Here is a 7,553-nt window from a genome sequence, read left to right on the forward strand (position 1 = left end):
TACAAAGACACACAGCAAGACTCAAATCCATTGAACACCACTATCGAAAACAGAGATGAACCGCCTACTTTCCTAGTTTAACAATGTAGAACTAAAAACAACTGAACAGGAGCGCCGTATCCAAGCCCCACCTCCAAACAACTGAACGGCACAATCACCCCAGCTACGCCGAGATACAGAGCATCTGATTGCCGCCTTTCTGAAACTCGTAGGCCACCTGTTTCACTTCGACGTCATAATTTCGAGACATAAAATATCCTAGCACAGGATCTAAATGCTGAGAGGTTTCACCCGCGAGATTTAACAATGGAAACATCCGGACCTCCTTCGCCACACGACACAGTTCTTTGATACTCGAAAGGTGAAAATCTAAATCAAGCTGCTCATCATAGAGAAACAAAAAGTGTGAACACAGCGCTAAGTCGAAAGACTGCTCTGGAAATGATAGCGAAGGTAGTGCTTCAGCAATATAGCGGCCATCCGCGCAACCTTGCGGATAATCCGCAAGGAAGGCATTCATCGCATTCATTCGAATCTGACCTAAATTCTGAATCGATCCTACCTGAGTCCACACATACTGACTTTCATTCAAAGCCACCTGTTGCAACACCTGCGGATACGTCACTTTTACCCGATCCTGAATCGCCTCTGTCTCAAATAGATAAAGTGGATCAATGGAAATGACTTCTCCACCCTGGGCAGTTAACTCAGCATTAAAACTGGCGGGGCCATCCCCACATCCAAGTATGCGTTGACCCAAATCATGCGCCGATAATTCAAACATCGCCACATACTCATCAAAAGTCCTTCCCCACGGGACGATGCGATTCAATTGAAAGGACATTACTCGCGTCTCTATTTCAGCGCTCTTCCAGCTTATACCCGGGCGTGGCATAACTGGGGGCAAATTGAATAATGCTGACCACCGCCACCATCAAAATACCGATCTGGTATTGTGGATAGTCACGGGCCACCAAAAAGATACTACTCAGCACACTGGTCTCACACAGGGCGAGACCGATGATCATGATCACCAACTGTTTGTTAGGCTCTGCCATTTTGGGAATGCCCAACCAACGGATCCCTGTCGCCAAAACTAAAGGTGCAATGCACAACAACCAGATCCACCCCGCCATCGGAGTGGCTAAGTTACTTTCCTTAGAAAATCCATCTGCTAGAAAAAATTGAAACATGAAGGCCGCCTGTAACTGGGCAAACCAGATAATCCACATGACGATGGCGTGTTGTTTTGTGAGCATATCCCTAGATCAGCGCATCTTTGATTTAAAGAAAAGCACAGAGTTAAACGCACTCAAGACTCCCATTTTCAACAATCGATCCTACAGCGCCCACACAGGATCTGGAATTATAATAAACTGACAACGATTCTCAATAAGAACAAAATAACAAGCTACTGAGTCTCAATAACGCTAAAAATTCACAATTCGCTGTTAAATAACAAGTTAAGCAGCCACCAAACTCAAATATCGCTTGCTATTCGCCCAGACCTGAGTCTCAATAAAGGCAGGTTCGCACTCGGCGTGCCTCGAAGCACATTACAAAAAAATCAATCATCATGTATCTAATCAAACCAGATCTATGTGTCATGTGCGATGCCTGCCGTCCGGTATGCCCGCGCAATGCGATCAGTGCCCATGCCACTGATAAAACTTACGTAGTCGATGCCGATCAGTGTAATAGCTGCTCCAACATGGGCGCCGTCCGTTGTGTGCCACAGTGCCCAACCGACGCCATCGTCAAGAAGTAGCCCAGCGACCACGTAGATTTCTCGCACAGCACACCTTACATGCCGCACGACCTGCCAAGGGGTGCGGCATTGTTGTGAGTAAGGTGTGAATGCAGCTTAGCTAGCCGAGACGCCCGCTATCTGCGAAAGAAAAATCAAAGCCTGACAGCGCGCATTATTAAAAGCGCAACTGCGCCGCTGCGACTCTTTCATACAGCCGTAAACCTGCCAGCCGCACACGCCTTTGCAGGAGAGTGGCAACAGGCCCATGTAGCCAAAGACATCATCTAAGGGATAACCTAAAGCAACGCCGATCTCATGCGGAATCGTGCCGTGCAGACGCCAGCGCTCGCGTAACTCATCAATAAAACTGCCCGCGCGTAATGGGTAGCGATAATTCAGCTGCGCTCCCATGACGCAATAAGGCGCGCTCTCCAACACAGCTTGCAGCCGCTCAGTTTGGAAAATAATAAATTTCTGCAGACCATTGCTCTCGATCAACAAACGAAAATCAAAGCCCCATTGAGCCGCCAAACGCGCGAGACCTGCCTCGACCTGCGCCACCGACATCCCCATTTCCTCGAGGTCCAAGGACAGCAGCTCACCGGTCTTCTCGCTTAACAAGACACTCGAAGCATTCAAAAACACCCAGGCATCAAAGCGCTGCTCCAAATCGGACGCGCCGGCCAATGCTGCCTTCCAATCGTGGAATGGCCGCATGTTTGACTCTGTTTGTTCCAATACCATGCCGGTGAATATGAATCGAATGAATTATTTTTTTGTGCTGCGAATGAGCGATGCGGAATACATGCACTCGCCGCATACAAATCCGAACTTCGAAAAAATTGCAAGCCCGATGTGATACTGAGTCTCATTCCTTAGTCCTCTCTGCACATCCAGATAATGTCATATCAACGCCCGGCTGTGAGCACATAGCCGGGCGTTCTTGCACTCTGAGTAGCGGGACGACTATCTGCGCTCAGCAAACCACTGTGCGACGCCCGCGCAGTCCCGACAGTTTAGAATCTGCTCTGTAGGAATGCCGCCCTTGCGCGCGATATTCACGCCAGCCGCGTAATACGCCAGCCCCTCCGTGCTGTGCGCATCGGGATTGATGGCGCACATCAGCCCCTTCTCGGCGGCTCTACGCCAGAGCCGCCAGTCCATGTCCAGCCGCTTGGGGTTGGCATTGATCTCGATGATCACCTTGTTGGCAATGGCAGCGTCGATCACCTTTTGCAGGTCGATCTTGTACGGCTCACGCCGCAGCAAAATGCGCCCTGTGGGATGCCCCAGCATTACTGTGCCCGGATGCTCGATCGCGCGAATCACCCGTGCGGTCATCTCCGCTTCCGATTGACTAAAACTGGAGTGCACCGACATCACCGTATAATCCAGCGCGGCCAAGGTGCGATCTTCCAGATCCAAAGAACCATCGGCTAAGATGTCACACTCGATACCCGAAAACACATGCACGGCCGATTCGCCCGACTCATTAAAGGCGCGGATTTGCTCCAACTGTTTCAAAACGCGCGCATCGCTCAGTCCATTCGCCTGATAACTCGCCTTCGAGTGATCGGCCAGACCGAGGTAATCGAAGCCAAGCGCCTCCGCGGCCTCCGCCATCTCTTCGATCGTGCCCCGCCCATCGGATGCGGTGGTGTGATTATGAAAGACCCCACGCAACTGCGAAAGCTCCAGCAGCGAAGGCACTGAATCCCCCCCCAGCTCATAGCGCTCAACCTCGCCCATTCCCTCACGTAACTCAGGCGCAATCATCTGTAAGCCCAAAAATTCAAACAGTTCCTGCTCCGAAGAAACTTCCAACTCTCCACTCCCCACTTCCATCTCCCCACTACCTGAGTTCGACGAAGGCTTTAGCCCCCACTCGCTCAAACTGTAGCCTCGGCTCAGCGCGCGCTGGCGCATGGCGACATTGTGCTCCTTCGAGCCGGTAAAATGATGCAGCGCAAAGGCGAACTGCGCCATCAGCACCACTCGCAGGTCAGCCTGCAGTCCGGACTCAAAGCGCACGCTGGACTTCGTCTCCCCGTGCGCAGTCACCTCCTGCACAGAATCTTGCCCCACAAACCAATCCATCACCGCTTGCGGCTCAGAGCTCGCCACGATGAAGTCCAAATCACCCACGGTTTCTTTTAAACGCCGCAGACTGCCCGCCGCTTCCGCTTGCTCGACCTGTGGCAAGTCACGCAAGCCAGCTAGGATGGGCTCAGCCACCGTGCGCGCCTCCCACCACAGGTGGCGTTTCGCATAAGCCGCACGATTGGCGATGCCGGTCAAAATCTTTTCTTCTGACTTTTGACCAAAGCCCTTGAGCGCCGACACCTCGCCCGCTTCGCAGGCAGCTTTGAGCGCATCGATGCTTTCCACACCAAGTGCGTCGTGCAGCTTCTTCACCTTCTTGCCGCCGAGGCCAGGAATGTCCAACATCTCGATCAAGCCCGGCGCAATGGAAGCGCGCAGCTTGGTATAATACTCCAGCTCACCGGTCGCGTGCAGTGTCTCGATCTTATCCACCAGCGCGGAGCCGATTCCCTTGATCGAGCCCAGCCGCCCCTCGGCGATCACCTCGCCCAAGTCGTCTTCCATCGTCTCCAACACCCGCGCGCCCCCGGAATAGGCACGAATTTTAAATGGGTTCTCTCCCTTGAGCTCTAAGAGCACGGCAATGTCCTCAAGGACGTCTACGATGTCAGCTTTGTTCATATGAGAAAACTTGAGACAGTTGATTCAGATGACAAGCGTAGGATAGAAGCCCCTACACCCATTCACCTGAAGCAATATCTATTTCGATCAGTTCTTGCGCTCCAACCGAGTCAACAATCCATTGGCTAGGCGGCGCGCCCTGATCATCCAAGTGTTGCACAAACTCCGGGGTATACTCCTGGCTGCAATGCCAATGCGGCCATTGCTCAGTCAGAGGCAGCAACGATTTTCGATAAGGGTTCAGGAATATATAACGCGCAAAGCTTTCCATCGCGTCATCCGCGCGCAGGCCGTGATCGTAAAAATCGCGCTGCCACTCCAGGCCCGCAGCTGCGAGGGCCGCCTTAGTTTTCGCTTTAAATTTAATGATGCACTGTCCCAGTGAAATGCGATCCCCCAGCGTGCATAAAAAATGAATATGCTCCGGCATCAGTGTGCCGCAGTGAAAGGTGTAATCCTGGTCCGTGTGTTGCCGACGCCAGATGTTTAGAATCGCCGCCGCTAAGGCAGGCTCCAACAAGGAAGCCTTTCGATCTTTAACGCACAGCGTGATGAAGTAACGCTTACCAGGGATGGAGACGCGACCTTTGCGTAGGTTTGCCGTTTTACGGACGGGTAAGATGATTTTCGTAGGGGCTTCACTTGTGAAGACCGCCGTGGTTCGGCTCTTAGGCTCGGCGGTCTTCACAAATGAAGCCCCTACCTTTGCGACGTTCGCCAGCGCCCCTACGACCTTTCCTTTTTCATCCAACGGCAGGCGATCCACCCAACGCAGCTCTTTCGGGATCTTATAATTCACCAATTTCTCGCGCAGCTGTGCTTTCCAAGCGAGCTGTTCGCGACCGGTATAAAACACGACCAGCCGCTGCCCCCACTCAGGGTCGGGCAATCCCACCGCTAACACGGCTTCAACGCCAGCTAACTGCGCCACTGCGGCTTCCACCTCGCGGGGATCGATCTTTTCCCCGCCGCTATTGATCAGCCGATCTTTGCGCCCGATCACATGCAAACGTCCTTTGTCGTCAAGACGTGCCTCGTCGTCGGTCAAATAACCGGCGCTGCCCTCTATGCGCGGCTGTCCATGGTAGCCCAGGAAAAGGGCCGGGCTGAAGATGCGCAAACGGCCATCGGCTTCGATCTGAAAACGTGCCTCACCAATCGCCACCGCTCCGGCATCGGGCGTCTGCAAGAAGTCCGCCACTGGCACGGCGGCCACCATGGCCGCGGTCTCGGTCATGCCATAGACGGGAATGATCGGTAACTGACAGGCGCGCGCTTGCTGCGCAAGCGACTCAGGCAAGGCGGCCCCGCCCACAAAAATCGCACGCGCGGTCTGCAATGTTTGGACACGCGCATCTGAGCCCAAGGCGCGCTGCAACTGTGTCGGCACGTAGGAAAGACAACGGCCCGCAACCACATCTTCATCGAAGCGTATCTGCCCACCCGTCACATAAGCACGCAACAACTGCATCAACCCACTCACATGATACAGCGGCAATACGCAGCAACTATCAATCGGCCCACCGCCCAGTAAGCCTTGCACGCCCTCGCAAGCCGCACAAAGCGAATCCCAAGTATGCACGGCCAGCTTCACCCCGCCCGTGCTGCCACCGGTCGGAATGAGAATGGAGCCCGGCTCTGGAGACGTAGGGGCTTCACTCGTGAAGACCGCCGAGCCATCCCGCTCCATGCCACCGCGGTCTTCACAAGTGAAGCCCCGACCAAAGCAAATGGCTGGCGACACTAAACGCCCCAGCTCTGCTTGCTCTTGCGCGCCCCACTTGGGATTGGCCAAGATCACAGGCACGTCCAGCAAAACAGCCGCAAAAAACGCAGCAGCAAATTCAATGGGATCCTGCTCCGTCAACAACACCCCGCATGCTTGCTGCTGACGCGTGAGCGCTTCCACCTGCGACAGATAGTCCTGCACGCGCGCCACAAGGGCCTCGCCTGAAATGCCGTCGATCCAGTCGCGCGCGAGTTCTTCTAAATCGAGTTCCATATCTGCTCGGGCACATAGCCGGCGCGGGCCGCGCGGCCAATCGTCGCCGCCGCGGCCAGATGATTGAGTGTGTCATGAAAAGCATCCACGGTGTCAAAACCGATCGGACGTGACTGGCCCGGCAAGCGATCGGCTAAGGCCAATACGCTCTCCGCTGCGATACCAGTTTCAAATACGGACGAGAACACCACTTGCTCCGCCACCGGCAACAGACGCTGGCGCAGGGCTCCGACCTCCCCCATCAAGGCAGCCTTGACCACCAAGGGCCCCGACCAGGCGCCTGGTTCTAAAAAACGCGTCCCACTGTCACCATTCAGCGACTCATCGAGGGCAATGGGCACCCCGTAGTCGTGCATATAGCGGGCCATACTTGCCTCTTGGCCGCAAGCCAGCGGTTGCTCGATGTAGTCCGTTTGCTGCGGGAAGCGCGCCAAGAGCTCCAGCCATTGCTCTAGCTCGGATGGATTCAAGCCGGCATTGGCATCGAAACGCAGCCGCACGCCTGGCGGCAGGGTGTCCAAGAGCTGACCTGCCCATTCCAGCTCTTGAGCGACGGGGGCCACGCCGATCTTCCATTTCAAATTACGGTAGCCCGCTTGCACGCGTTGCCGCGCACGCGTCAATCCCGCATCTCCGGCGGGCAATAACCCAGACACGGGGTAGACACGTGTCCTCGCTGATGCCGCTGCGTCCGCTGCGGCCGCGACCTGCGCACTGGAGAGTGCAAAGGCGCAACAGGGCAAATCCTGCGGCACTGGCAAGTCCGCTTGCACTTGCAATTGCTGCAAAAAGGCCTGCGCCTCTGCCAGCGTCTCGCTGCCAAATTCCGGGATCGGGGCCACCTCGCCATAGCCGACTTGCCCGTCCTGCTCGACGCGCAGCAAAAAGCCTTCACGCCGCGCCCACTCGCCGCGCGCAGTGCGTAGCGGCCTGCGAAAGACGCGTCGATAGGGTTTTACTGCGATAGAACGGCTCATAATCAAAGGTAGATGACATGGGAGTTTATCAGGAGCGTGGAAACGCTACAGTGACAAACTTATGCAAAACCCCACATCATCTACGAACATCAATAAGAAC

General features: G+C 54.8%; 7 protein-coding genes. 1 reads left to right on the top strand and 6 read right to left on the bottom strand.

The genetic code is table 11. The features are described 5' to 3' along the window. Positions 1–163 precede the first annotated feature (163 nt). Together QEH59_RS17825 and QEH59_RS17830 are read right to left on the bottom strand one after the other, a co-directional pair. Entirely contained in the window at positions 164–844 is a 681-nt protein-coding gene (locus QEH59_RS17825; protein ID WP_308986742.1) for a hypothetical protein, read from the bottom strand. Positions 845–860: 16 nt separating this feature from the next. After that, positions 861–1,259 carry a hypothetical protein gene (locus QEH59_RS17830; protein ID WP_308986743.1) on the bottom strand — a complete coding sequence of 133 codons (399 nt, stop codon included), beginning with the start codon at positions 1,257–1,259 and terminating at the stop codon, positions 861–863. Positions 1,260–1,606: 347 nt separating this feature from the next. On the opposite strand from QEH59_RS17830, the gene QEH59_RS19085 reads away from it, so the two are divergent. Beyond that, positions 1,607–1,768, top strand: a complete 162-nt coding sequence (locus QEH59_RS19085) for a 4Fe-4S dicluster domain-containing protein (protein ID WP_425609265.1) — start codon at positions 1,607–1,609, stop codon at positions 1,766–1,768. 96 nt (positions 1,769–1,864) lie between these two features. Here QEH59_RS19085 and QEH59_RS17840 read toward each other — a convergent pair whose 3' ends face one another. From QEH59_RS17840 to QEH59_RS17855, 4 genes are all read right to left on the bottom strand, one after another. Continuing rightward, entirely contained in the window at positions 1,865–2,467 is a 603-nt protein-coding gene (locus QEH59_RS17840; protein ID WP_308986744.1) for a DUF3793 family protein, read from the bottom strand. Positions 2,468–2,716: 249 nt separating this feature from the next. Then, on the bottom strand, positions 2,717–4,474 hold the full coding sequence (polX, locus tag QEH59_RS17845) for a DNA polymerase/3'-5' exonuclease PolX (RefSeq protein ID WP_308986745.1): 1,758 nt from the start codon (positions 4,472–4,474) through the stop codon (positions 2,717–2,719). A gap of 52 nt (positions 4,475–4,526) precedes the next feature. Beyond that, a complete protein-coding gene (locus QEH59_RS17850; protein ID WP_308986746.1) occupies positions 4,527–6,476 on the bottom strand; it encodes an REP-associated tyrosine transposase in 1,950 nt (649 codons plus the stop codon). Beyond that, entirely contained in the window at positions 6,461–7,453 is a 993-nt protein-coding gene (locus tag QEH59_RS17855) for an o-succinylbenzoate synthase (protein WP_308986747.1), read from the bottom strand. Before QEH59_RS17855 ends, QEH59_RS17850 begins: the two co-directional genes overlap by 16 nt. Between the last annotated feature and the right edge of the window lie 100 nt (positions 7,454–7,553).

The sequence above is a fragment of the Thalassobacterium sedimentorum genome, assembly GCF_031127905.1.
GTDB classification, from domain to species: Bacteria; Verrucomicrobiota; Verrucomicrobiia; order Opitutales; family Coraliomargaritaceae; genus Thalassobacterium; species Thalassobacterium sedimentorum.

Coding starts and splice junctions, on each gene's coding strand:
- QEH59_RS17825 (WP_308986742.1), bottom strand. CDS start 844: ATGTCCTTTCAATTGAATCGCATCGTCCCGTGGGGAAGGACTTTTGAT.
- QEH59_RS17830 (WP_308986743.1), bottom strand. CDS start 1,259: ATGCTCACAAAACAACACGCCATCGTCATGTGGATTATCTGGTTTGCC.
- QEH59_RS19085 (WP_425609265.1), top strand. CDS start 1,607: ATGTGCGATGCCTGCCGTCCGGTATGCCCGCGCAATGCGATCAGTGCC.
- QEH59_RS17840 (WP_308986744.1), bottom strand. CDS start 2,467: ATGCGGCCATTCCACGATTGGAAGGCAGCATTGGCCGGCGCGTCCGAT.
- polX (WP_308986745.1), bottom strand. CDS start 4,474: ATGAACAAAGCTGACATCGTAGACGTCCTTGAGGACATTGCCGTGCTC.
- QEH59_RS17850 (WP_308986746.1), bottom strand. CDS start 6,476: ATGGAACTCGATTTAGAAGAACTCGCGCGCGACTGGATCGACGGCATT.
- QEH59_RS17855 (WP_308986747.1), bottom strand. CDS start 7,453: ATGAGCCGTTCTATCGCAGTAAAACCCTATCGACGCGTCTTTCGCAGG.